Consider the following 618-nt stretch of genomic DNA (forward strand, 5'->3'; position numbering starts at 1 on the left):
ATCCGTTGAACTCTTTGGCGCGACACTGACGCGAGATCACCACACCCCAAGGAGCCACATGCTCAGCGACAAACAGACTCTCGAACTCTTCGCCGACCAAATCATCCTCAACCCGTGGGCGGTAAGCATTGCTACCTTCCTTGAGGAGAACCGCCCCGATTTAGGTGAAACTACATTCCGAAAGTGGTATTCGGGTGAGGTGCGGAGAGGCCAACTTCTCGGCAGTTGCTCGACTGATCGTCAAAATGCAATCGCCGGTTGGGTGAACGATGATTATAAAGTTCGTGCTGTAATGGCGTATCTCGACCTCCCCCCCGGGTATTCCATCAGAGGATTCACAGCTGATAAAAAAATTGTCCACTCCACCTTTTACGATATCCTAAGGAGGGGCACTGGTGTTGTCGATCCCAACAGTACGTTGAAGGGGAAGGGTAACCGGGTTGATGTCTGGTACAGGCTGGATGAGGAATATCAGCGCCGGCTGGGTCGCGGGCCTGTAGGTCCTGCGCCGAAGGGTTCAGTGGCGTCGCAGTCTCAGCACCCGCAGCCCTCGTCGTCTGCCCTGCCCTCCGGTCGATCAGGGTATACCCCCGCTGCAGCCGCCTTGTCATCAACTGC

The 618-nt window shown here is 55.8% G+C and carries 1 protein-coding gene; it reads left to right on the forward strand.

Annotated elements, in window-relative coordinates:
- Positions 1-58: 58 nt before the first annotated feature.
- Positions 59-618, forward strand: a 560-nt coding sequence (locus F8271_RS33680; RefSeq protein WP_225854914.1) for a hypothetical protein, incomplete at its 3' end; no start/stop codon positions are given.

The organism is Micromonospora sp. ALFpr18c, assembly GCF_008868155.1.
GTDB lineage: Bacteria > Actinomycetota > Actinomycetes > Mycobacteriales > Micromonosporaceae > Micromonospora.